General features: G+C 56.2%; 18 protein-coding genes. 8 read left to right on the top strand and 10 right to left on the bottom strand.

Going from position 1 to position 22,207, the window contains the following annotated elements:
• Positions 1-33 precede the first annotated feature (33 nt).
• The 6 genes from ybiO to rhtA form a co-directional block, all read right to left on the bottom strand.
• Positions 34-2,250, bottom strand: a complete 2,217-nt coding sequence (gene ybiO / locus ACWKX3_RS08880; RefSeq protein ID WP_454541611.1) for a mechanosensitive channel protein — start codon at positions 2,248-2,250, stop codon at positions 34-36.
• Positions 2,251-2,380: 130 nt separating this feature from the next.
• Positions 2,381-3,103, bottom strand: a complete 723-nt coding sequence (gene glnQ, locus ACWKX3_RS08875) for a glutamine ABC transporter ATP-binding protein GlnQ (protein WP_006177294.1) — start codon at positions 3,101-3,103, stop codon at positions 2,381-2,383.
• On the bottom strand, positions 3,100-3,759 hold the full coding sequence (gene glnP / locus ACWKX3_RS08870) for a glutamine ABC transporter permease GlnP (RefSeq protein ID WP_010428919.1): 660 nt from the start codon (positions 3,757-3,759) through the stop codon (positions 3,100-3,102). The genes glnQ and glnP overlap by 4 nt, the downstream gene beginning before the upstream one ends.
• A 99-nt stretch (positions 3,760-3,858) precedes the next feature.
• Positions 3,859-4,602, bottom strand: a complete 744-nt coding sequence (gene glnH / locus ACWKX3_RS08865; RefSeq protein ID WP_006177296.1) for a glutamine ABC transporter substrate-binding protein GlnH — start codon at positions 4,600-4,602, stop codon at positions 3,859-3,861.
• A 360-nt stretch (positions 4,603-4,962) separates the two neighbouring features.
• Entirely contained in the window at positions 4,963-5,466 is a 504-nt protein-coding gene (dps, locus tag ACWKX3_RS08860) for a DNA starvation/stationary phase protection protein Dps (protein WP_006177298.1), read from the bottom strand.
• A gap of 300 nt (positions 5,467-5,766) precedes the next feature.
• Positions 5,767-6,654 carry a threonine/homoserine exporter RhtA gene (rhtA, locus tag ACWKX3_RS08855; RefSeq protein WP_042321066.1) on the bottom strand — a complete coding sequence of 296 codons (888 nt, stop codon included), beginning with the start codon at positions 6,652-6,654 and terminating at the stop codon, positions 5,767-5,769.
• Between the two features lie 354 nt (positions 6,655-7,008).
• Between rhtA and ompX the strand changes: the two genes are divergently transcribed.
• Positions 7,009-7,527, top strand: a complete 519-nt coding sequence (gene ompX / locus ACWKX3_RS08850; RefSeq protein WP_006177301.1) for an outer membrane protein OmpX — start codon at positions 7,009-7,011, stop codon at positions 7,525-7,527.
• Between the two features lie 656 nt (positions 7,528-8,183).
• On the opposite strand, the gene ACWKX3_RS08845 is transcribed toward ompX, so the two are convergent.
• On the bottom strand, positions 8,184-9,767 hold the full coding sequence (locus ACWKX3_RS08845) for a phosphoethanolamine transferase (protein WP_454541610.1): 1,584 nt from the start codon (positions 9,765-9,767) through the stop codon (positions 8,184-8,186).
• A 279-nt stretch (positions 9,768-10,046) separates the two neighbouring features.
• Entirely contained in the window at positions 10,047-10,175 is a 129-nt protein-coding gene (gene mntS / locus ACWKX3_RS08840) for a manganase accumulation protein MntS (protein WP_042321071.1), read from the bottom strand.
• Between the two features lie 182 nt (positions 10,176-10,357).
• Between mntS and mntR the strand changes: the two genes are divergently transcribed.
• The 7 genes from mntR to iroN all read left to right on the top strand — a co-directional run bounded on the left by mntR (position 10,358) and on the right by iroN (position 19,889).
• Entirely contained in the window at positions 10,358-10,831 is a 474-nt protein-coding gene (mntR, locus tag ACWKX3_RS08835; RefSeq protein WP_042321075.1) for a manganese-binding transcriptional regulator MntR, read from the top strand.
• A complete protein-coding gene (locus ACWKX3_RS08830) occupies positions 10,828-11,937 on the top strand; it encodes an anion transporter (protein ID WP_058610597.1) in 1,110 nt (369 codons plus the stop codon). The genes mntR and ACWKX3_RS08830 overlap by 4 nt, the downstream gene beginning before the upstream one ends.
• A gap of 100 nt (positions 11,938-12,037) precedes the next feature.
• Positions 12,038-13,132 carry an HlyD family secretion protein gene (locus ACWKX3_RS08825; protein ID WP_058610598.1) on the top strand — a complete coding sequence of 365 codons (1,095 nt, stop codon included), beginning with the start codon at positions 12,038-12,040 and terminating at the stop codon, positions 13,130-13,132.
• Positions 13,129-14,700 (top strand): DHA2 family efflux MFS transporter permease subunit, encoded by a 1,572-nt coding sequence (locus tag ACWKX3_RS08820; RefSeq protein ID WP_006177309.1) that lies wholly within the window; start codon positions 13,129-13,131, stop codon positions 14,698-14,700. The genes ACWKX3_RS08825 and ACWKX3_RS08820 overlap by 4 nt, the downstream gene beginning before the upstream one ends.
• Positions 14,700-16,223, top strand: a complete 1,524-nt coding sequence (locus ACWKX3_RS08815) for an efflux transporter outer membrane subunit (RefSeq protein ID WP_454541609.1) — start codon at positions 14,700-14,702, stop codon at positions 16,221-16,223. The genes ACWKX3_RS08820 and ACWKX3_RS08815 overlap by 1 nt, the downstream gene beginning before the upstream one ends.
• 103 nt (positions 16,224-16,326) lie before the next feature.
• Positions 16,327-17,367, top strand: a complete 1,041-nt coding sequence (locus tag ACWKX3_RS08810) for an aldo/keto reductase (protein ID WP_102891202.1) — start codon at positions 16,327-16,329, stop codon at positions 17,365-17,367.
• A 347-nt stretch (positions 17,368-17,714) separates the two neighbouring features.
• Positions 17,715-19,889 (top strand): siderophore salmochelin receptor IroN, encoded by a 2,175-nt coding sequence (iroN, locus tag ACWKX3_RS08805; protein WP_454541608.1) that lies wholly within the window; start codon positions 17,715-17,717, stop codon positions 19,887-19,889.
• A gap of 44 nt (positions 19,890-19,933) precedes the next feature.
• Here the strand turns inward: iroN and ACWKX3_RS08800 are convergent, their stop codons facing one another.
• Both ACWKX3_RS08800 and ACWKX3_RS08795 read right to left on the bottom strand, forming a co-directional pair.
• Complete coding sequence (locus ACWKX3_RS08800; RefSeq protein WP_454541607.1) at positions 19,934-20,890, bottom strand: alpha/beta hydrolase; 957 nt, start codon at positions 20,888-20,890, stop codon at positions 19,934-19,936.
• An 83-nt stretch (positions 20,891-20,973) separates the two neighbouring features.
• On the bottom strand, positions 20,974-22,203 hold the full coding sequence (locus tag ACWKX3_RS08795) for an alpha/beta hydrolase-fold protein (protein ID WP_454541606.1): 1,230 nt from the start codon (positions 22,201-22,203) through the stop codon (positions 20,974-20,976).
• Between the last annotated feature and the right edge of the window lie 4 nt (positions 22,204-22,207).

The raw sequence follows: 22,207 nt of genomic DNA, 5'->3' as shown, positions 1-22,207 counted from the left end.
CGGGTAAGGCGAAGCCGCCACCCGGCAAACAGATTACAGCGTCGGCTCCTGCGGCGGCAGCGGTGTGGCCGAAGGCGGCGAGACGACCTGATACGTCTGCACCGGCATCCGTACATCCGCCAGATCGAAATGTTTCTTCACCATGCTGTCGAGCGCGAAGCGCACCGTCCACTGCTTCAGCGGCTGGGTGGTGAACGACACGCGTAGCGTAAAGGCGGTGTTCGACAGCCCGACAATGCCCGCAAACGACGGCTCGCCAATCACCAGCCCGCGAATGTTCTCCATCTCCATCAGCTCCGCTACCGCATCCTGCAGCGCCTGCTTCGCTTTATCGGCATCTTCATGGCGATCCACATCGTAATTCGCCACGACCGAACCAATCCCGCGCACGAAGTTGGCGAAGGTGGTGATCGAGGACCAGGGAATGATGTGGTATGCGCCGGTATCCTGACGTACGCCCACGGAGCGAATCGACATCCGCTCCACCGTGCCGGTGAGCGGCCCGATGGTCACCAGGTCACCGGTGTTCATCCCGTTCTCAAACTGGATGAAGATACCGGTGATGATGTCCTTCACCAGCGTCTGGGAGCCGAAAGAAATAGCCAGCCCCAGGGCACCGGCACCTGCGAGCAGCGGTGCGATATTCACGCCGATTTCAGAGAGCACGATCATGATGGTGATGGTACTGATAATCACCGCCAGCGCGTTGCGGAACAGGGTCAGCAGCGTGCGGGCGCGGGCGCTTGGCAAGGGCCTGCCGTGAATATCCGAAACCAGACGGTTTTCAATCAGGCTCGCCAGCAGCGTCCAGCCCACGGCAGAGAAGAACAGAATCAGCGCAATGCGGATCAGAATATCGACGGTCTTTTCCCCCGCGCCGTTGTGCAGCCAGTTCCAGAAATCGAACAACCCCCAGGCGTTCAGGAGCAACATAATGGCGACGCACACCGTCAGAATGCGCGCCACCTTCAGGGACACCGACATCCAGCCGTTAACCCGTTTTTGCAGCTCCGGATAGTTGCGCTGAACGTGTGGGGAGAGGGTGATGGTTTTCGAGATCCAGCGCGACAGTAGGCCCGAGACAAACGCCGCGATGCCAATAATCGCCAGGCTTTTGAACGTCGCACCCATCATAAATTTCAGGCTGTTGCCCGGATCAAACAGCGAGAAGAAGCACAGCACAATAAAGTACGCGCTTGCCAGCCAGTGCCAGACCAGCGCGAAGGCGCGAATAAACAGGCTGAAGAAGGAGAGGGAGCGGTCGGCCAGATGCAGCAGACTCTCGGTAATGGCTTTTTTATTGTGAAAGATAAGGTACAAGGCCCAGACGGTGATGCAGATCATGATCAGCACGTTCGCCAGCGCGCCGAACTGCACGTTCACCTGGTTGGAGATAATCGGCACGGCGACCAGCAGACCGTAGCCAATCAGGCCGCTGAGCACGCTCAGGCGTAAGGCCCAGTATTTTGCGGTGCGTTCCTGAATCGAAAAGGGGCGCAACTCCGGGACGTGTGGGCAGAAGAGTAAACGCAGCAGCGCTTTGAAAAATTCGATCAGAGCGAAGGCGTTGAGGAAAAGCGCCTGCTGAAAGGCGATGGTTTTATTGCCCGTATTGAGACGATCGGCAAGCACCTGGCCGATAGACAGGGTCAGCGCCAGCAGCAGTAAGTCGATGATAAACGCCAGGGCGATCATCGCCGGCAAATGCAGCCAGCTGCTTTTCTCGCGGTTCTTTTTACGTCCCCATTGGCCCATCTTGCGATACAGCGGCCAGGCGCACAGGCGCACCAGCGAGTAAAAAATGAATACCGTGCCTGCCAGGATGAGAAATTGCGTGGCGGCGGCAGAGAAGGTTTGGGGATTGAACGGCTTGTGGGGAGAACCAATCAGGTTGCGGTAGAGCTGGGCAAAACGTGAGGCGAGGGCATCGCCGTAGTGGCGGCTGACGTCGGTGACATTCTCCAGCACCGTTTTTTGTTCTTTCTCTTCGGGCGGGGCGATCGCCGGGACATCTTCCTGCGGTGGCGTTGCCGCGACTTTACGCAGTTGACCTATTAATTCCTGCCGGGACGCATCATTTTCAAGCACGTCGGCCAGCGCGCTGTAGGCGGCTTTCTTCTGTTCGGCGTCCGGTTCCGGTGGGGGCGTATTTTGCTGTGTAGCGGCGGTTCCGGTTGTTACACCTGGTATCGCAACGGCAAGCGAGGGAGCACTAAAAAGGCTAATCAACAGCAACAGGATCCACGGCACGGCGTCCTCCGGCGAAAATGTCCAGCAAAATGATAAGTATAGAGTGCGGGGAACCGGGGGGGATTTTTGGGAACAATCTGGCGTAAAAAAGCCGGGCATGCCCGGCTTGATGTTTAACGGCCAGCCGTCTTCAGGAGACGTGCTGCAGGAATTCCTGCAGGCGCTGGCTTGGCGGGTTGGCAATCAGCTCCTGCGGGTTGCCGTCTTCGGCAATGCGGCCTTTATCGATGAAGATCAGGCGAGACGCCACTTTCTCCGCGAAGCCGATTTCGTGGGTCACGATCACCATCGTCATCCCTTCTTCGGCCAGGTCCTGCATGACTTTCAGCACTTCGTGACGCAGCTCGGGGTCAAGCGCAGATGTCGGCTCATCGAACAGCATCATCTTGGGTTTAACCGCCAACGCGCGGGCAATCGCCACGCGCTGCTGTTGACCACCGGACAGCTCGGACGGGTAGTGATGCGCCCGCTCGGCGAGGCCCACTTTGGCGAGCAGATCTTTTGCCAGCGCTTCGGCTGCCGCTTTATTGGCACCGCGCACGCGCAGGGGGCCAAACATCACGTTTTCCAGCGCCGTGAGGTGCGGGAACAGGTAGAACTGCTGGAACACCATCCCGGCTTCCTGGCGGATCAGTCGCTCGTCAACCTTCGGATCGTTGACCTTCAGGCCATCGACAACCAGATCGCCGCTGGTGATTTCTTCCAGCTTGTTGATGCAGCGCAGCAGGGTTGATTTACCGGAACCGGACGGCCCGATAATGACCACCACTTCACCCTGTTGAATGTTGAGGTCAATATTGTGCAGCACCTTCGTCGGGCCAAAGTGCTTGGAAACGTTTTTAAATTCAATCACAGGATTTTCATCCTTCTTTCAAGACGACGCAGAACAAAGCTCAGAACCAGGGTGATGATCAGGTAGACGACGGCTACCGCACTCCAGATTTCCAGCGCACGGAAGTTGCCCGCGATAATCTCCTGGCCCTGACGGGTCAGTTCGGCTACCCCGATAACAATAAACAGCGACGTATCTTTAATGCTGATGATCCACTGGTTACCCAGCGGCGGCAGCATGCGGCGCAGCGCCAGTGGCAGGATAACGTGACGAATGGTTTCGCGACGGGAAAGCCCCAGCGCCAGACCTGCTTCGCTGAAGCCCTTATGGATCGACAGCACCGCGCCGCGGGTAATTTCCGCAATGTAGGCACCGGAGTTGATCATAATGGTGACAACGGCGGCGCTGAACGGGTCAATGCGCAGGTCGTTGAAAGCCATGGGCAGGGCGAAGTAAATGAACATAACCTGCACGACAATCGGCGTGCCGCGGATCACTTCGATGAAAACCAGCGCGATGTGGTTAGCAATCCAGCCGCCGTAGGTGCGGGCGAAACCGGCAACAAGGCCGATAATCAACCCGCCAACCAGACCGAGGACCGAAATCCACAGGGTCATTTTGGCGCCTTCAAGCAAGAGAGGAATGGCAGGCCAGATGGCGCTCCAGTCAAACTGCATGATGTATTCCTGTATACCGTGGTGAAAAACAAAAAACGAAAAACGTAGGCCCGGTAGGCGTTAGCGCCACCGGGCGTACAAACATGATTTCAGGTGAAATTATTTAGGCTCAGTACCGAACCATTTTTTGTAGATTTCGTTATAGGTGCCGTTCTCTTTCAGGGTTTTCAGCGCGCCGTTCACTTTAGTGCGCAGGTCGTCGCTGCCTTTCGGGAACGCAATACCGTACTGCTGTGCTTCCAGAGAATCGCCTACCGCTTTGAACTTGCCGTTGCCCGCAGTTTTGATGAAGTACAGGATGTTTGGCGTGTCGTGCAGAACCGCATCCGCGCGGTTGGTGCCCAGTTCCATGTAGGCATTGTCGATGTTCGGGAACTGACGCAGGTCTTTCGTTTTGATATTCGCTTTTGCGTAATCAACGGAGCCAGTACCGCCTTTCACTGCCACTACTTTGCCGTCGAGATCTTTCACGCTTTTCACATCGTTATTGTCGGCTTTAACCATCACCAGCAGGCCGCTTTTGTAGTAGCCGTCAGAGAAGTCGATCGCTTTTTTACGTTCGTCGGTAATGGTGATACCCGCCAGCGCCAGGTCAACGTTTTTGGTCTGCAGCGCAGGGATGATGCCGCTGAAGTCCATTGGCTTCAGGGTGTAATCCAGTTTGAGTTCTTTCGCAATAGCAGCCCACAGATCCACGTCGAAACCAACGTATTTATCACCCTGTTTGAATTCAAACGGAACGAAAGCCGTGTCAGTTGCCACAACCAGTTTGTCGGCGGCCTGAGAAGACACCGCAAAAGCCAGGGTAAGTGCAGCCAGTGAAACTTTTAATACAGACTTCATAGCATTTCCTTTTATATCCACGGGGCGATCCCCTGCGAGAACATCTGGCACAATGAAAAAATCATGCCAACTTTACAAGCTGTTGTTTTGCATAGGGGATGAAGACACGCACTGCACGCTAATCGTGGCAACGCGCTTGTTTTGCACCAAGATGGAGCACCGTTTTGGTGCGCTTCGTTTTGGTTAACTGACGGGGTGATATTTAGCGCAATTTCAGACCAAAAAACAATCTTCCATTAACCGTTGTGTGAGGTGATTATTACATTTTATTCACTTTTGCAGGGGGTTTAGCAAAAGTGACGCACCATAAACGTGCAAAACCCCCGCCGGGGCGAGGGTTTGATTGGAAATTCGTATGGATTATTCGATGTTAGATTCGATAAACCACAGGAATTGATCCAGGTCGCGAGACGCGGCGGTGAAGATATCCGCGGTGTCTTCGTCTTTCGCTTCACTAATGGCTTTACGCACATCGTTAGCCACGACGGCGTAACGGTCAGCCAGCTCTTTCAGGTGATCCTGTACGCTGTGGATATCCAGCGGGTAGCTTTTCAGCGCGGTCTTGCTGTTAATGACCTGCGTGGTACCCAGCGCCACACCGCCGAGCTGCACGGCACGTTCTGCCATGGTATCGAGGTGGGTGACCAGTGCGGTGCGGAATCCATCCAGCATTTCATGAACGGCAATAAAGTTTGCACCGCGCATATTCCAGTGGGCCTGTTTAGTGATCAACGACAGGTCGATGAACTGGATCACCTGGCGATTCAGCAACTCAATCGTCGCTTTTTTATCGCTGTCTGATACATCGTTACGGGTATAAAGCAGATTAGACGCTTTCGTTTTCACCAGTTTAGCGGTACTCATAATCTCATATCCTCTTGATGTTAATGTCCCAGGTAATTACCGAGAAACAGTATAGCACCTGATTTTTACTGCGGGGGTCAGGTCTTGCCTATTGGTTTAATAGTAAGAAGAGTTTTGTTTTTTTATTTTGTTGTTTTTTAAAGGATTTGTAATATTTGTCACGGGGCGTGAGATTTTTGAAATAACACGTGAGGCGTTGCGGGAATAATCTGGAATTAACACAAAAGTGTGAATGAATAATTCAGGTGAGATTTCTGGCCGATATTCTGCATGGCTATGCAGCCATGCAGAATAAAGCAATCAGTTTATATCGAGCTTTTCAACCTTCGGCTCCCGGCGCATCGTCAGCGTGGACCCCATTGAGGCCGCGATGATTGAGCACAGCGCCAGCGTCTGCGTGAAGGTCAGGGTTTCCCCGAGGAAAATCATCCCGGAGATCGCCGCCAGGGCAGGCTCCATGCTCATCAGCGTGCCGAAGATACGCGTAGGCAAGCGCGTCAGGGCAATCATCTCCAGCGAGTAGGGGAGTGCGGTCGAGAGAATGGCGACGGCCAGACCGATCGGCATGACCGACCACTGCCATATTGATTCCGTGGCTTGCGCCATGCCGAGCGGCACAAAAATGATTGCCGCAATCAGCGAACCCAGCGCCACGGTGGCCGGACCGTGCTCCTCCCCGGCGCGCTGACCAGAAAGAATATAGATCGCCCAGCAGGCTCCCGCGCCTAGCGCCAGCGCGGCACCGGTCAGGTCGATCTGCGAAACACTCTGACCCAGCGGCAGCAGGAACCATAATCCCAGCACTGCCAGCACCACCCAGATAAAATCAACCGGACGGCGTGAAGAGAAGAGGGCAACGGCCAGTGGGCCGGTAAATTCCAGTGCAACGGCAATGCCAAGCGGGATGGTTTGTATTGAGAGGTAGAACATATAGTTCATTGCGCCCAAAGACAGTCCATAATAAAGCAGAGGCAAACGCTGCTCTTTTTTAAACCGCAGTCGCCAGGGTTTGAAGATGACCACGAGGATCAGGGTGCCTAACGCGATTCGAAGCGCCGTGACGCCGGGTGCCCCCACGATGGGGAAAAGAGATTTCGCCAGCGATGCACCACTCTGGATGGACATCATGGCGATGAGTATGACGGCAACCGGCATCCAGACCGACGACGTACGGGATAAAGCAGGCATCCTTTCTCCTGTCAATTTATGTCAAGTGAGGTAAAAGTGGCAGTGTAATAGAAATATGCTGCATCGGTTGAGGTTCTGTTGAAAAAAATCCGCGCAAAACACGTAAAATGCTGATGAGTTGATGGATTTATAGACACTCAGATTAGGAATAATCTGGATGAATGTAGCGGAACTGACGCGCAATATTAGCGTTTTGTAGCGAAAATTTTATGTTATTTTAATAAGATAGCTGCTGTTGGAAATGTTCTGTTACAGGAAAATCTTAGTTAGACATCACGAATCACAAAGAGTTTCAGAAGATTTTTTGATATATTTAAAACTTACGGACTTACTTGAAGCACATTTGAGGTGGTTATGAAAAAAATTGCATGTCTTTCAGCACTGGCCGCTGTACTGGCTGTTTCCGCAGGTACTGCTGTAGCTGCTACTTCTACCGTTACCGGTGGTTACGCTCAGAGCGATATGCAGGGCGTAATGAACAAAACTAACGGTTTTAACCTGAAGTATCGTTACGAGCAAGACAACAACCCGCTGGGCGTGATCGGTTCTTTCACCTACACCGAGAAAGATCGTACTGAAAACGGCGCTTATAATAAAGGTCAGTACTACGGAATCACCGCTGGTCCTGCTTACCGCCTGAACGACTGGGCAAGCATCTACGGTGTTGTAGGTGTTGGCTACGGTAAATTCCAGCAGACCGAAAACGAAGGTCTGAACCGCACTGCAAGCAACAGCGACTACGGCTTCTCCTATGGCGCTGGTATGCAGTTCAACCCAATCGAAAACGTTGCTCTGGACTTCTCCTATGAGCAGAGCCGTATCCGCAACGTTGACGTTGGCACCTGGATTGCAGGCGTAGGTTACCGCTTCTAATCACTTCGGTGAGCCAGTAAAAAATCCGCCCAATGTGGCGGATTTTTTTTGCATTAAAAGCAGCTATCGTTACTACGCTGATCGGTAAAGTAAAGTGGAAGGTTCCGTTCACCTCAATATGTGCAGAATATACTGTGTTCAGAACCTGTGAACGTGATAAGGGGGCCACCGCGGCCCCCTTATCGATCCCCGCGGCCCCGCAGAGAAATCGGTGCTCCGCACTGCGCTCACCTCCCGACCGTTTGCCTGCGGTCGGCTCGACTCGACGTCCTGTCTCGTTTCGCCTCTGGCCGCCATCCATGGCGTCCAGCCCTTGTCCTCCGGTCTACGGTTCGCCGATTTCAGCGGGGACTCAACGGCGGTGCCACATTCACGCCGCAGAGCAGGTTGAGGGAGCCCGGATTGTTAAGGAGGCGGCGGTGAGCCTCCTTAACACGTTCACAAGTTCTATGGTTACAGAGTAGCAAGGCTCGTAAAGTGAACGGAATAACCACCACAGCCGTATGTTCCCCCTCACCCCAGCCCTCTCCCTGAATGGAGAGGGAGTGTTCTGCGCCAGGCTGTAATTTCTGGGGATTCCTCAGCCCCAATGGGGCGAAGAGATTAATTACTGCGCATTAATTTGTAGAGACTCCTCAAGCGTTGAGGGCGCGCTCTTACTTACTCTTAATATCAAAGATATCCGTCCCCAGATGGTTGTAGTCAACTTTCTGTAATTTAAAGTTGGTAACGTACACTGGGGGAGCTTTCTTGTTCGAGATAAACGTATACGCATTTTTTATCTCTTTCGCTGAAATCCCCGTCCACTGCGAGAAGAAGGTCAGGAAATCATTCGCCGAACGGCGCGCTTTAATGATGCGATGCGATTTGTCGTCGCTGGACAGCACCATAAACGGCACCTGGAAGTTTTGCTGGAACTTATCGTCATGCGCCAGGTACTGCACCTCTTTCCCGCGCTCTTTGAACGCCAGCCCGTGATCCGAGAAATAGACCAGCGAGAAACTGTCGCCCGAGTTACGAAGCTGCGCGTACAGCTTGCTTAACAGATCGTCGGTTTGCGTCATGGTGTACAAATAGCAGGACGTCTCTTTGGACTGCACAAACTCCGCGTATTTTCCCTGGGTACGATCGCAGGCCTGCGGGTGAGAACCCATGAGATGCAGGACAATCAGCTGCGGATGAGTGCGCTGTGTGGCAAAGACCTGCGCCGTCATCTTCAGCAGCGCTTCATCTTTGGTGTTTTTATCCGCTTCAAAGTCGCCGCTTTTCAGGAACTGAACCTCGTCAGCCCGTTTCGCGATGCTGGCGATGGCCGTATCGTATTCCCCAATCTGGCCCTGATTCGAGAACCACCAGGTCTGGAAACCGGCGCGGTTTGCCAGGGTAATCACGTTATCCTGATACTGAGGTTTGCCATCGACCACGCGGTTTAACGTCAGGCCGAGTGACTTTTGGGTCGAACCGCTGGCGGCAATGTAGTCGGTAAACAGCGTGCCATTTACCGAGCTGGCAAACGGCGTATTGTCCCAGTGGCCACCAAACGCCCCCAGCGCGTCGCGTCGGGCGCTTTCGCCGATCACCATCACGTAGGTGTGGTACTTCGGCTTCACGGCCAGCACGTTCCAGGTGTCTTTCATATTGGACAGTTCGGCCATGCGCGTCTGTTCGTCGAGCACTTCCTGGTTATTCACCACCACATCTTTCACAAAGCGGAAGACCGGATAACCCGTATCTTTAAGCTTAAAGACGCCACCCCAGGCCAGGTTTTGCACCGGCGCGACAAAAAAGGCAGCCACGCTCACCGCCAGACACAGATGCTCAATTTTCCCCCACGGCTTCTTGCCGTCGGGTTTACGACGCACGGCGATCGCGCCAAGCGCAAAGATGAAGAGCCCGACGACGTAGCTGTACCACGGGAAGATCGTCAGGATCTCGGTGGACTCTTCCATATTGGTGGAGTGCAGCGCCAGCAGGGTATTGAAGTTTGGCGCGCCATAGGCCTGACCAAACGGAAAATAGAGTGCTGCAATCAGGGAGCAGATCCCGACGAGGATTTTCTGCGCCCGCGGCGCGGTGCGCCACAGCAGATGGAGTATGCAGGTGAACGCGACGGCATAAAGCAGGCTAAACGGATAGCCAAGCGCAAAGTTAATCAGCAGAGATTGCAGAAAGTAAAATCCCGTCCACGGGCTTAAGGCCCGACTGCGGGTAACAAGCGTTTCTTTCAGGGTTACGTTCATAGGTCACTATCATGAAAACGCCATGTGCTCACCCTGGCGCCAAGGGTCAAAGCCTGCCTGACAGTGCGTGGAGAGGGAATGAGGGTCCGCTTCAGCGAGCCGCAAATGGTGCAGGGCTGCAAGAAGATAGTGCGCGCGCGAAATAAGGTCAACAGTTGCTACAGCGATGTTTTGCGAAGAGGGCTACAAAACCGCGAAAAAGATCGGGAAATAGAGGGCTGAAGGCCAGTGTACAGCGGAAAGATGACGGAAAAATGAAGCGGCGTACCGCGACGCCGCTTAGTGGGAAGGTTTGTCGTCCTGGTGCGGTTTGTTGCTAAACATATCGCACAGCATGTTCAACAGCATTAAGCGCACTTTGAAAGGAGAGTGGGTAAACACGTTCATACACCTCTTGAATTCGTTCATGTGACCTCCTGATTTCTGATCCCTTCGATCCGTGAAGGGTGACTGCATTACATACAGATATAGCACAGGCTATATTGTATAGCTATGGCTAAATCGTTAATTTTTTGTGGTTGTAGAGCTATGGTTTACAATGTGCGCTCCGTTACAGGGCGCTGGAAGCGTCAACCCATTGAGGAAGCACAATGAACCGTCGCGCAGGTAAGCCAACAACAAAAAAAATGACGCAACTGGTGAACGTTGAGGAGCACGTAGAAGGGTTCCGCCAGGTGCGTGAGGCGCACCGTCGCGAACTGATTGATGACTATGTGGAGCTGATCTCCGACCTTATCCGTGAGGTAGGGGAAGCGCGCCAGGTTGACATGGCCGCACGACTGGGCGTGTCCCAGCCTACGGTTGCCAAGATGTTAAAACGCCTGGCGACGGTGGGGCTGATCGAGATGATCCCGTGGCGCGGGGTCTTTCTGACGCCGGAAGGGGAAAAGCTGGCGCAGGAGAGCCGCGAGCGGCATCAGATCGTCGAGAACTTTTTACTGGTGCTGGGCGTAAGCCCGGAGATTGCCCGTCGGGACGCGGAAGGGATGGAGCATCACGTTAGCGAAGAGACGCTGGTGAAGTTCCGCGAATTTACCCTTAAATATGGTCCCTCCGCTGAATGAAGATCCCCGGACTGCAGGCTCTTGCACGCGATCGTTTCTTTCATCTGTTAATTATTACTGGAATCGGGCTGAGTCTTTTTGTGCCGTTCGCGCCGCAGGCCTGGCCGGCGGCGATTGACTGGCGCACCATCATTACCCTGAGCGGTTTGATGATGCTCACCAAAGGGGTTGAGCTGAGCGGCTATTTTGACGTGCTGGGGCGCAAAATGGTGCGCCGCTTTGCCACCGAACGCAGGCTGGCGCTGTTTATGGTGCTGTCTGCAGCAGTGCTGTCGACCTTTCTCACCAACGACGTGGCGCTGTTTATCGTTGTGCCGCTGACCCTTACGCTGCGTAAGCTGTGCGAAATCCCGGTCACCCGGCTGATCATTTTCGAGGCGCTGGCCGTCAATGCCGGTTCACTGCTGACCCCCATCGGCAACCCGCAAAATATTCTGCTGTGGGGGCGCTCCGGCCTGTCATTTGCCGCCTTTACCTGGCAGATGGCCCCGCTGGCGCTGGTGATGATGGTCTCGCTGCTGCTCGTCGCCTGGTTCGCCTTCCCAACCAAAAAACTTCAGTACCACAGCGGCACCCCCGGCCCGCAGTGGCAGCCGCGTCTGGTCTGGAGTTGCCTGGGGCTGTATATCGTTTTCCTGACGGCGCTGGAAATGAAGTTCGAACTGGCGGGCGTGCTGCTGGTGGCCGGTGGGTTCCTGCTGCTGGCAAGACGCGTGCTGGTGAGCGTCGACTGGACGCTGCTGCTTGTCTTTATGGCGATGTTTATCGATGTGCATCTGCTGATCCAGCTGCCGGTGCTACAGCACGTTCTGCACGGCGTCAGCGGCCTGTCTCAGCCGGCGCTGTGGCTGACGGCAATTGGGCTGTCGCAGTTTATCAGCAATGTCCCGTCCACCATTCTGCTGCTTAACTACGTTCCCCCAACGGCGCTGCTGGCCTGGGCGGTCAACATCGGCGGCTTTGGGCTGCTTCCCGGCTCGCTCGCGAACCTCATTGCCCTGCGGATGGCGAACGATCGCCGCATCTGGTGGCGCTTCCACCTGTGGTCGATCCCCATGCTGGCCTGGGCTGCGGGGATCGGATTCGGACTATTCCTTCTCATATAGTGCGTTATTTGTCAGTTTATCCTGGCAAATGTATAGCAACGTCCTAGCTTTAGTGAACGGCATAGTGTGATGCCGCTCACTGACAGGACCGTTGCTGACCATGGCAGAAGAACAAAATCCCCCTGCTGACGAGCAGGAAAAAAACAATAAAGAACGCAAGCGCCCCGGAAAAAAACCGTTAATTATCCTCGGCATCGTTGTCGTGGTGATGGTTGTGGTGGCGCTGGTCTGGTGGTTTTTAACCCGTAACGAAGAGACCACGGACGACGCCTTTACCGACGGCGACGTGGTGACCATCGCTCCCAAAACGGCGGGCTATGTCACCGAGCTGCGGGTGCGCGATAACCAGCGCGTGAAGAAAGGTGATGTGCTGGTGGTTATCGATCCGCGCGATACCGCCGCGCAGCGCGACCAGGCGCAGGCCCAGCTTGGGCTGGCCGTGGCACAGCTGCATCAGGCGCAGGCCCAGCTGGCGCTCTCGAAGGTGCAGTATCCTGCCCAGCGCGACGAAGCCAAAGCGCAGGTGCTCAAGGCGCAGGCAGATATGGCGAACGCTCAGGCCGAGTATCGCCGCCAGCGCGGCGTTGACCCCCGAGCGACCACCCAGCAAAGTATCGATTCCGCTAACGCCCAGCTGCGTAGCGCTCAGGCTGGCCTGGCCAGCGCGCAGGCGCAGCTTGAGGTGGCGGAGCAGGTTCAGCTGCAGATTCGCCAGCAGGAGACCAACGTCGAAGCGCGTGAACGTCAGGTTGACCAGGCGAAAGCGCAGCTCGAAACCGCCAATCTCAATCTTTCGTACACCGAGGTGCGCGCCCCGTTCGACGGCTTTGTCACCAAACGTAACGTTCAGCCCGGCACGCTGGTGCAGGCGGGAACGGCGCTGTTCTCGCTGGTCTCCCCGAACGTGTGGGTGGTTGCGAACTTCAAAGAGTCGCAGCTTGAGCGCATGAAGCCGGGCGACAAGGTCAGTGTCTCTGTGGATGCCTGGCCAGATATGGCGCTTGAGGGCCATATCGACAGCATCCAGCAGGGCAGCGGATCGCGCTTCTCGGCCTTCCCGTCGGAAAATGCCACCGGTAACTTTGTGAAAATCGTCCAGCGCGTGCCGGTAAAAATCGTCATTGATAAAGGTCTGGATCCGAACAAACCGCTGCCGCTGGGGCTGTCGGTTGAACCGAAGGTGACGGTGGAATGACGGACCACAGCCACGACAGCTGGAAGCCTGCCAGCAACCCGTGGGCGGTGGCGATTGTTGTCACGCTGGCGGTGTTTATGGAGATCCTCGACACCACCATCGTCAACGTGGCGCTGCCGCACGTCGCCGGATCGCTCTCGTCAAGCTATGACGAATCCACCTGGGTGCTCACCAGTTACCTGGTCGCCAACGGTATCGTGCTGCCTATTTCCGCCTTCCTGAGCCGGGTGTTTGGCCGCAAGCAGTTCTTTCTGATCTGCATCGTGATGTTTACCGTCTGTTCGTTCCTGTGCGGCATTGCCACCGAGCTGTGGCAGATCATTTTGTTCCGCATCATGCAGGGCTTTTTCGGCGGCGGGCTACAGCCTACCCAGCAGTCGGTGCTGCTCGATTACTTCAAGCCGGAGGATCGGGGTAAAGCCTTTGGCCTCTCGTCCATCGCCATTATCGTCGCGCCGGTGCTCGGCCCGACGCTGGGCGGCTGGATCACCGACAACTACTCCTGGCGCTGGGTATTTTTCATCAACATTCCCGTGGGGATCATTACGGTGCTGGCGATCTACCAGCTTCTGGAAGATCCGCCGTGGGAAAGTAAATCCAAAGAGAAGCTCTCCGTTGACTGGACGGGGATCGGCCTGATCGCCCTCGGGCTGGGCTGCCTGCAGGTGATGCTCGACCGGGGTGAAGATGACGACTGGTTCTACTCAAACTTTATCCGCACCTTTGCGGTGCTGACGCTGATCGGCATTATCGGCGCGATTTACTGGCTGATGTACGCCAAAAAGCCGGTGGTTGACCTGCACTGCATGAAGGATAAGAACTTTGCGGTCTCGAGCCTGCTGATGGCGGGCATGGCGATGATCCTCTACGGCAGTTCGGTGGTCATCCCGCAGCTGGCGCAGCAGGATCTGGGCTATACAGCCACCTGGTCGGGCATGGTGCTTTCGCCGGGCGCAATATTGATTGTGTTGACCATACCGCTGGTGCTGAAGCTGATGCCGGTGGTGCAGACGCGCTGGATCATCGCCTTCGGTTTTACCTGTCTGGCGGTGTCGTTCTTCTGGTCGCGCACGCTGACGCCGGATATTGATTTCGAAACGCTGGTGCTGTTCCGCAGCGCGCAGTCGATCGGGCTGGGGTTCCTGTTTGTGCCCCTGACCACCATTGCGTTTATTTCGATCCCACGGCAGCTCAACGCCGACGCGGCGGCGCTGTTTACCATGTTCCGCAACGTCGCAGGCTCGATTGGCATTTCGCTCTCGACGGCAGCGATTACCGAGCGCTCTCAGGCCCACAGCGCGCATCTGGCGTATCACGCATCGCCGTTTAACGAGCAGTTCCAGCTGGCGATCCGCGAAAGCGCCCAAGCTATCCAGAACTTCACGACGCAGGTGGGCGACCCGACGGGTATCGCCACCGGGCGGATGTACCAGACCATGATCGAACAGTCGCGCTTCCTGGCCTATATCGACGTCTTTACCATTCTGAGCGCGGTGGCCTTTTTACTGATTCCGTTTTGTTTGTTGCTCTCGCCGGTTAAGAGCGAGGGGAGTGCAGGAGCACACTGATGATACACAGACGTTTACACCCCCTGATGATAATGATGTTGCTGGTTGGCTGCGCCGTCGGGCCGGACTACCAGCAGCCCGCACCGCCACCCTCTGGCCACTGGAATGACAAGGGCGACGGCGAGGTGAAGTCGAAAACGGTTTCAGCCGCGACTAACCCGCGCTGGTGGAAAACCTTTGGCTCGCAGCAGCTCGACAGCCTGGTTGAACGCGCCATCGCCGGAAATTTATCGCTGCAGCAAACGGTGCTGCGCATCGCCGGCGCGCGTGAGCAAATTAATCAGGCGGGCGGCGCGTTTTATCCGGCGGTTAACGGCAACCTGCAGGCAACGCGCCAGCAGCTTGGGCTGGAGGGGGAGCTGAAATCTCACGGGGTGTACGACCAGCTTGATAATGTCGACCCGCAGCTGCGAGGCGCGTTAGGCCCGCTGACCCAGCCGATCAATCTTTACCAGGGCAGCTTTGACGCCCAGTGGGAAATCGACCTGTGGGGCAAGGTGCGCCGTCAGGTTGAGGCCGCCGAAGCACAGCAGAAGGTGGCCATTGAGCAGCGTAACGATGCGCTGGTGTCGCTGGAGGCGGAAGTGGCGCGGGCGTGGCTACAGCTGCGCGGCGCGCAGAGCATTATCGCCACGCTGAATACCCAGATTGAGAGCGCACAGCAGACGCTGGAGCTTACCGACAGCCGTCAGCGCGGCGGGCTTTCACCGCAGATGGATGTGGAGAATGCCCGTGCGCAGCTGGGCAACCTGGAGGCGCAGCTGCCGCAGTATCAGGCGCAGGAACGCCAGGCGATGAACGGCCTGGCCATTCTGCTCGGCAAACCGCCGGGCGCGCTGGACGCAGAGCTGCAGTCGGCACAGCCGATGCCCGCGCTGCCGGATATTGTCCAGACGGGCATTCCGTCAACGCTGGCGCGCCGCCGTCCGGACGTGCGTCAGGCAGAAGCCCGACTCCATGCGGCGACGGCGGAGATCGGCGTCTCGGTGGCGGAGCTGTTCCCGAGTTTTACCCTTTCCGGGCAGTTTGGTCTGCGCAACAGCGAAACCAACTGGCTCACCGACTGGAGCAGCCACTTTTACAGCTTTGGCCCGCAGGTTTCCATTCCCATCTTCCAGGGCGGCCGGCTGGTCTCCAGCGTGAAGGTGGCGCGCGCGCAGCAGGGCGCAGCGGTGCTGGACTATCGCCAGACGGTGCTGACCGCGCTGGGTGATGTTGAAAACGCGCTGGTGAGCTACCGCACCGACCAGCAGCGCGAAGCGGGCCTCGCGAAAACCATTGATGCGCTGCAAAACGCCTTCGACCTGGCGAGCGACAGCTATCGACAGGGGATCGCCAGCTTTATCGACGTGCTGGACGCGCAGCGTCAGCTGGCTCAGGCGCAGCAGCAGCGGGCCCAGGCGCAGGTGCAAAGCGCGCTCGACCTGGTGGCGCTGTACAAGGCGCTGGGCGGTGGCTGGGAGCCGTATCAGCAGGTGCAGCTGCCAGATTACAAGGTCTTTGGCGACGCGCCGCGGGGATAAGATTCAGAGGATTGGGCAAGAAACGGACAGGAACGCCACATTCGCGCTGGCTGAGCGGCGGGTATAACTGTTAAGCACCCAAACGAAAAGCGAGGAATGAATTATGCGTTATCAAAAACTGGGCAATACCGGTCTGTTTGTTTCTGAACTGTGCCTCGGGACCATGACCTTTGGCGGGGAAGGCGGCATGTGGGGCAAGATTGGTCAGCTTCAGCAAAGCGACGCCGAGCAGTTGGTGGGCCGCGCGCTGGACGCCGGGATCAATTTTATCGACACGGCAGATGTCTACTCGGAAGGGCGGTCGGAGGAGATCACCGGCCAGGCGCTGAAGAACCTGAAGATCCCCCGCGAGAACGTAGTGGTCGCCACAAAAGTCTTCGGTGAAACGGGAACGGCGGGGGTGAACTCGCGCGGCAGCTCGCGGTACCACATCATCAATAGCGCCAAAGAGAGCCTGCGCCGCCTGCAGCTCGATCATATCGATCTTTATCAGCTCCACGGTTTTGACCCGGCCACGCCGATCGAAGAGACGCTTTATGCGCTGGATAACCTCGTTCAGCACGGCCACGTACGCTATATCGGCGTCTCTAACTGGGCGGCATGGCAGATCGCCAAAGCGCTGGGCATTTCCGAGCGTCTGGGGCTGTCGCGATTTGCTTCGCTGCAGGCGTATTACACCCTTGCCGGGCGCGATCTGGAGCGTGAGCTGGTGCCGATGATGCAGAGCGAAGGCGTCGGGCTGATGGTCTGGAGCCCGCTGGCGGGCGGCCTGTTGAGCGGCAAGTATGACCGCAGCGGGCAGAGCGCATCAGGCGGACGTCGACTGGAGTTTGATTTCCCGCCCGTGAACAAGGATCGCGCTTTCGACTGCGTGGATGTGATGCGCACCCTGGCGGAAGGCAAGGGCGTGTCGGTGGCGCAAATTGCGCTGGCATGGCTGCTGCACCAGAAGGCGGTGACCAGCGTCATCATCGGAGCGAAACGGGTCGATCAGTTGGATGACAACATTGCCGCAACCGGCGTTCAGCTGAGCGATGATGAGCTGAAACAGCTGGATGCGGTCAGCGCGCTGCCGCGCGAGTATCCTGGCTGGATGCTGGAGCGCCAGGGCGAGTACCGTCGCAATCAGTTAGCGCAACAATAACCTTCCTTCCCCCGGTGGCGCTTGCGCTTACCGGGGCTACGTTCCCCTGTAATGACATATTAACGTTATGTCACAACACGAAATTCCCGTGGGCCGTTCTCTTCTTCCGCTGTTTCAGTATGCCAGCTTTACGAACGCACAGGGCGGTATCCGGGAAGAATCATTCCGGGTCAATGCGTGCGTTTCGTTAATGCGCGCATCCGTGTTATTAAAGATTGCCTTAACCCTCTCTAAATGATATTAATTATCATTCTTATTATAAAAATAATGGCAGTTAAAAATATCTGGCAAGGATGTGAGCTTAACGATCAATCACTTTTACGTTAGGCATGTATTAGGGAATGGGTATGAGAATTATCAAGATCTTCTGGCCGCTCACTGCGCTCCTGGCAGGGTTGAACAGTCAGGTATCACTGGCACAATCCTCCGATGATAACGACGAGACCCTGGTGGTAGAAGCCACCGCTGAGCAGGTACTCAAACAGCAGCCGGGCGTGTCGATTATTACCAGCGAAGATATTAAAAAGAACCCTCCGGTCAACGATCTCTCCGATATTATTCGCACAATGCCCGGTGTTAATCTGACCGGCAACAGCGCCTCGGGTACACGCGGTAATAACCGCCAGATCGACATTCGCGGCATGGGGCCGGAAAACACCTTAATTTTGATTGATGGTGTACCGGTGACGTCGCGCAACGCCGTGCGTTATAGCTGGCGCGGAGAGCGTGATACTCGCGGCGACACCAACTGGGTGCCACCGGAACAGGTTGAGCGTATTGAAGTGATCCGCGGCCCTGCGGCGGCACGCTACGGTTCGGGCGCAGCGGGCGGGGTGGTGAACATCATTACCAAACGCCCCACCAACGACTGGCACGGTTCGCTGTCGTTATACACTAACCAGCCGGAAAGCAGCGACGAAGGCGCTACGCGTCGCGCCAACTTTAGCCTGAGTGGGCCGCTGGCTGGCGATGCGCTGACCATGCGTCTGTACGGCAACCTGAATAAAACCGATGCCGACAGCTGGGATATTAACTCCCTGGCCGGTACGAAAAACGCGGCCGGGCATGAAGGGGTGCGCAACAAAGATATCAACGGCGTTGTCTCGTGGAAATTAAATCCGCAGCAAATTATCGATTTCGAAGCCGGATATAGCCGCCAGGGGAATATCTATGCTGGCGATACGCAAAACAGTTCTTCCAGTGCCGTCACTGAAAGCCTGGCGAAATCCGGTGAAGAGACGAACCGCCTGTACCGGCAAAATTATGGCGTTACGCACAATGGTATCTGGGACTGGGGTCAAAGCCGTTTTGGTGTCTATTATGAGAAAACCAATAACACCCGTATGAACGAAGGATTATCCGGCGGTGGTGAAGGGCGTATTTCGGCGGATGAAAAGTTCACGACCAATCGCCTGAGCTCCTGGCGAACCAGCGGCGAGGTTAATATTCCGTTGAATGCGCTGGTCGATCAAACGCTGACCGTGGGCGCGGAGTGGAGCCGCGATGAGCTCGACGATCCTTCCTCTACCAGCCTGACGGGGGCTGACAGCAATATCGGCGGCATTTCTGGTTCGGCTGCGGATCGCAGCAGTAAAAATCATTCCCAAATCAGTGCGCTCTATCTTGAAGATAATATTGAGCCGGTTCCCGGCACGAATATCATTCCCGGCCTGCGCTTTGATTATCTCAACGAGTCCGGCGGTAACTTCAGCCCCAGCCTGAACCTCTCGCAGGAATTGGGGGATTACTTCAAAGTCAAAGCGGGGATTGCCAGAACCTTTAAAGCACCCAACCTGTATCAAACCAGCGAAGGTTATCTGCTCTACTCGAAAGGCAACGGTTGCCCAAAAGATATTACATCGGGCGGCTGCTACCTGATCGGTAATAAAGATCTCGATCCGGAAATCAGCATCAATAAAGAAATTGGGCTGGAGTTCGCCTGGGAAGATTACCACGCCAGCGTGACCTACTTCCGCAATGACTACCAGAATAAGATTGTGGCCGGAGATAATGTTATCGGGCAAACCGCTTCCGGCGCATATATTCTCCAGTGGCAGAACGGCGGGAAAGCGCTGGTGGACGGTATCGAAGCCAGCATGGCGTTCCCGCTGGTGAAAGATCGTCTGAACTGGAATACCAATGCCACCTGGATGATCACCTCGGAGCAAAAAGACACCGGTAACCCGCTGTCGATCATCCCGAAATACACCATTAATAACTCGCTTGACTGGACCATCACCCAGGCGTTCTCTGCCAGCGTCAACTGGACGTTATACGGCAGACAAAAACCGCGTACTCATTCGGAAACTCGTAGTGAAGATACGGGCGGTCTGTCAGGTAAAGAGCTGGGCGCTTATTCGCTGGTGGGGACGAACTTTAATTACGATATTAATAAAAATCTGCGTCTTAACGTTGGTGTCAGCAATATCTTCGATAAACAGATCTACCGATCTTCCGAAGGGGCGAATACCTATAACGAGCCTGGTCGGGCTTATTATGCCGGTGTTACCGCGTCATTCTGATCGTAGTGCCAGAGGCGTACTGCCCGCGTCAAGGCGGGCAGTGTTTAGCGGTTTAATGGATGACAACCTGCTGTGTTACCTGCGTTTTCACCACTGATATCTAACAGCGCTCCGCGAAATGAAGCGTTGAACATTGGTCCGTGTCCCAGGTTCGGGAAATCCCAAAAGGCGGCATTGACGCCTTTATCTTCCAGCGTGGCGAGGGTGGCATGAATTTTCGTCAGCACCCCGGCAGCATGCGTTTCCCGGTTATCGCCCGGCGTCGCCGAACCTTCCATTATCATCAGGCGCCTGGCGCAGTATTGCGACGGCTCAACCGCCGTGATGCGGCTCAACAGCGCATCATGGCCTCTGCCCAACGACGGGCTGGCGCTGTAGTACGTCCGGAAATAAGAGGAGGACAGCCAGGCATCCAGCACGAACAGGCCGCCGTAGGAGTGCCCCCACAGGCCGCGGCGCTGCCGATCGATATTCAATCCCTGTTCCACCTTTGGCGCTATACGCGTTTCCAGTAACTGGCGGAAGTCGTTGCTACCCCCACTCTTACGGCTAAAACGCCCGTTACGGGTATCCGTTTTGCCGCTTTCTGCTGCTGGCGTATAGTCGTAGGCCCTGCCGTTGAGATCGAAGGGGAGGTTGGTCTGATACCCGACAGCCACAATCACCGGCGGTGATTTTTCTGCCAGCTGTTTGAGCAGGTCGTCGTTCAGGCGGTCCATAACTGCGTTGCCGTCGAGCATATATAAAATCGGGTAGCCCGACGCCGGTGCGGCTTTATTTGGCACGGCCGTCCATACCCGATAATGGCGGCTGCCATCGGCGGAGTCGAACGAGTTGACGCTGAAATGGTAAAACGCGGAGCCTTTATCGGCGATATTTGGCCCCAGTGGCTGCATATCCGGCTTTGCGAAAGCGTGCGCACTCCAGATAAGGGTAAGACCAGAAAAAAGAGTGACAAGCGCCTTGCGTGGGCGTGTTGGGCGATACTCGCGGGCATACATCTGATGATTATTCCTTTTCCGCAGGTGAGATTTTCTTTATTCAGGAAGCCTGTACAGTTGCCTGAATGTGTTCGCGGGTCAAGTCAACCCTGCAGTAAACCAAGCCCGTCAATCAGTGCGCCGCGCCACCATGCGTAATCGTGACCCCCGGTATATATTGCGCAATGGCTGTCGACGCCCGCGGTAAGCAACTGCTGATGGAGCTGCTGAACGTGCGGTACCGTCGAACCTTCCAGCGATCCCACGCACAGGCGGATGCGCACGCCCTGCGGTGGGGCAGAAAGCAGATGTTCGCTCACCCAAGACGTATCGGTTTCGCTGAACACGTTTGGCCGGCTGGCACCCTCTGGCGTCCACCACATCGAAGGGGAGTGGCTGAGCGCCAGGCCGAACGTTTCCGGTGCGTGACGAGCGGCCATGAGCGCGCTGACCCCGCCGAGGCTTTGTCCGGCCAGCACGGTGCGCGAACGGTCTGCCCACTGCCGCTGTGGGTGTTCAGCGCGGATCGTCGGCAACAACTGGCCGGCGATATCCTTTATCAGCTCGCTGCGCCCGCCGAGTATCGCAGTTCGCTCGTGTTCATCAATGTTGTCGATGCCAAGTACAGCCACGGGCACGATGCGTCCGTTGTTTATGGCGGCGTCTATTGCCGCGCATACGCCAAGGTGATCGAACCAGGTTTCACCATCAGGCAGCACCACCAGGCCGAGGGGCTGCGAAACATCAACGTCCGGCAGATAGAGCCGAACCCGGCGCGATTCCCCGGCGATAGTGCGCGCCGAGGTAAGCAATTGCCCGCTGGGTGACCCGCCGCGCCATTCGGACTGGGCGGGGGCTTTATCAAGCGCCAGCACCGACTCCTGTGTGCTTCCCCGAACGTTGATCCCCGGCGTTTTGTTTAGCGGATCGGCGTGCCCGACGAGGGTAGCAAAGCGGCCTCCGGACTGTGCAATCGTCTCGGCCGGGGTGCCGGGGGGGATTTCCACCAGCGAATAGGAGCCGCAGTAGCTTGCGGGTAAACGCAGCGTCAGAGTCCAGATATCCGTCGCGGGAAGGGCGGTCATCATCCCTTTCGCCACGTGCTCTTTATCCGTCACCCGATTCAGACGCAGATAAACGCCCTGCAGAGGGTGCCTGGCGCGCCACAGAAATGTCACATCACGCTCGTCTTTCGCTCCGTCCACTGGCGTCGCCAGCGGTACATTCAGCGACTCAGCGTCTTGCCAGAAGTCAGAAAGGTTAGCAATGTGGCCTGCTGCCAGCTGGCTGCGCAGCCTGGCGATAGCAGAGGGATGTTGTTGCATGTTCAGCATTCAC

This window comes from Enterobacter sp. UPMP2052 (assembly GCF_053709675.1).
This window is presented reverse-complemented; position numbering and strand designations above follow the sequence as displayed.

What these genes read in the sequence shown, in the direction of transcription:
- glnP (WP_010428919.1), bottom strand. Translation starts at nt 3,759, where the DNA reads ATGCAGTTTGACTGGAGCGCCATCTGGCCTGCCATTCCTCTCTTGCTT.
- glnH (WP_006177296.1), bottom strand. Translation starts at nt 4,602, where the DNA reads ATGAAGTCTGTATTAAAAGTTTCACTGGCTGCACTTACCCTGGCTTTT.
- dps (WP_006177298.1), bottom strand. Translation starts at nt 5,466, where the DNA reads ATGAGTACCGCTAAACTGGTGAAAACGAAAGCGTCTAATCTGCTTTAT.
- rhtA (WP_042321066.1), bottom strand. Translation starts at nt 6,654, where the DNA reads ATGCCTGCTTTATCCCGTACGTCGTCGGTCTGGATGCCGGTTGCCGTC.
- ompX (WP_006177301.1), top strand. Translation starts at nt 7,009, where the DNA reads ATGAAAAAAATTGCATGTCTTTCAGCACTGGCCGCTGTACTGGCTGTT.
- ACWKX3_RS08845 (WP_454541610.1), bottom strand. Translation starts at nt 9,767, where the DNA reads ATGAACGTAACCCTGAAAGAAACGCTTGTTACCCGCAGTCGGGCCTTA.
- mntS (WP_042321071.1), bottom strand. Translation starts at nt 10,175, where the DNA reads ATGAACGAATTCAAGAGGTGTATGAACGTGTTTACCCACTCTCCTTTC.
- mntR (WP_042321075.1), top strand. Translation starts at nt 10,358, where the DNA reads ATGAACCGTCGCGCAGGTAAGCCAACAACAAAAAAAATGACGCAACTG.
- ACWKX3_RS08830 (WP_058610597.1), top strand. Translation starts at nt 10,828, where the DNA reads ATGAAGATCCCCGGACTGCAGGCTCTTGCACGCGATCGTTTCTTTCAT.
- ACWKX3_RS08825 (WP_058610598.1), top strand. Translation starts at nt 12,038, where the DNA reads ATGGCAGAAGAACAAAATCCCCCTGCTGACGAGCAGGAAAAAAACAAT.
- ACWKX3_RS08820 (WP_006177309.1), top strand. Translation starts at nt 13,129, where the DNA reads ATGACGGACCACAGCCACGACAGCTGGAAGCCTGCCAGCAACCCGTGG.
- ACWKX3_RS08815 (WP_454541609.1), top strand. Translation starts at nt 14,700, where the DNA reads ATGATACACAGACGTTTACACCCCCTGATGATAATGATGTTGCTGGTT.
- ACWKX3_RS08810 (WP_102891202.1), top strand. Translation starts at nt 16,327, where the DNA reads ATGCGTTATCAAAAACTGGGCAATACCGGTCTGTTTGTTTCTGAACTG.
- iroN (WP_454541608.1), top strand. Translation starts at nt 17,715, where the DNA reads ATGAGAATTATCAAGATCTTCTGGCCGCTCACTGCGCTCCTGGCAGGG.
- ACWKX3_RS08800 (WP_454541607.1), bottom strand. Translation starts at nt 20,890, where the DNA reads ATGTATGCCCGCGAGTATCGCCCAACACGCCCACGCAAGGCGCTTGTC.
- ACWKX3_RS08795 (WP_454541606.1), bottom strand. Translation starts at nt 22,203, where the DNA reads ATGCTGAACATGCAACAACATCCCTCTGCTATCGCCAGGCTGCGCAGC.